At 33.9% G+C, this 1680-nt stretch carries 1 protein-coding gene; it reads left to right on the forward strand.

Features of this window, described 5'->3' with window-relative positions; all coding sequences use genetic code 11:
- Positions 1-244 precede the first annotated feature (244 nt).
- Positions 245-1417, forward strand: coding sequence for a hypothetical protein (locus Rain11_RS13665; protein WP_101359926.1), 1173 nt, complete (start codon positions 245-247; stop codon positions 1415-1417).
- The last annotated feature ends 263 nt before the right edge of the window (positions 1418-1680 follow it).

The following is a 1680-nucleotide window of genomic DNA, read 5'->3' on the forward strand; positions in this document are numbered from 1 at the left end:
AGAGGTAATTGACTCATATGATTAAATATTTAAAAAGTACAACTCAAAGTTAATCATTTTTTCAATTACCCTAAGTTTTTTTATTTAAATCCCTTGAAAACAATAAGTTAGACTTATAATTCACGTTGTATTAATTGTACCCATTTGGCGAGAGTATAGAGTTATTTACCCCAATGATTTGTATTTCATCAGAAGGCTACGAATTGAATTTAGCCCCACCGGACAAGTTCTGAAAGGTAATATTGTGGAACTAATCACCAATAAGTCAACCATAGCCCAACAGAAAAATCATCTCATTGGCAATATTTTTGAGGCAATAAAATATACCAATCAAGCCCGTATAAATATTTTTGATATGGATTATCAGTTAGAGCAGAATAATAAGACTTGGAGAGCAATAGAAGCTGAATATTGTTATGAATATTACTTAGTCAACATTTGTGGTTTAGAGTTGATATTGCAAATGGAAGTGCCTTGCCCTCACGAGCCCATCAATGATGACTCCGATAGCTACAGGTCGGAACCTACTTATATCCAAAGATGTGGAGGCGACAGCGGAGGAGGTGGAGTTACACTACCTCCAATAAATTTGCCCCCTCATCTACCTCCTTATATGCCACCAAACAACCAAGAACCCGGAGGTGGTGGCGGAGGTGTTATACCTCCACACGATTGGGGGCAAGATATACCACTCAATATGGGAGAAATTCTTTACAATGGAGTAAGGTTAAATACTAAATACAAAGACGAGTCAGGTTTAATAGTACCTGTAGATGACTCTTTACTTACTGCTTATAAGTTGATTATTGATAATTCAGATTTCAGGGATATTATATCGGCTTACTTACCACCCAATACTTCCCATTTATTGATAGCTTTTGATATCAGCATTACAGGTGGAAAATTTGATAGAAATACCAATACCATTTTCATTAACCCTAACAGGCTAAAGGACTTGGGGATGTTAGAAATGGTGAATATATTAGTGCATGAAGCCCTGCATGCTATGTTCTTCAAACCTACGACTACTATGCAAAGTCAGCTTACTAATGCAAGAGTTAACTTAGTTAATCATTACAATTCGCTGCCGAGTAATAATCCTCTTTACAACATAAATCCCAGTGAAAATATGATACATCACGAGGCTATGGGTTTATATTACAAAAATAAAGTAATTAGTATTCTCAGAGCATTTCATAATAGTAGTTTGGGGAAAATTCCTTGCTGCTTTACCATAAATGATATACACTTTGAAGGAACTTTTTTGTACTCACTTATACAAGTAGACAATCCTGACCCTAGTAAAACCGATATGATTGAAATGTGGATTAGTGAGTTAGACAACAGAAATCCTTATGTTCAAGTATGGCTTGCTTTCAAAGCCGATGAAATCAGAAATTTATACTTAAACCCTTAAATTTTAGGAATTATGAAATATGCAATATTTTTGTTTGCCCTGATTGCGTTTGTTAATAGTTCAGCTCAACAAATGCCTGTTCCTGATCCAAACACTACTAACGTACTATTCTTAAAATACAGCAAATTATTAAATGAACGTGAATTATAAGTCTAACTTATTGTTTTCAAGGGATTTAAATAAAAAAACTTAGGGTAATTGAAAAAATGATTAACTTTGAGTTGTACTTTTTAAATATTTAATCATATGAGTCAATTACCTCT

Source organism: Raineya orbicola, assembly GCF_002843425.1.
GTDB classification, from domain to species: domain Bacteria; phylum Bacteroidota; class Bacteroidia; order Cytophagales; family Thermonemataceae; genus Raineya; species Raineya orbicola.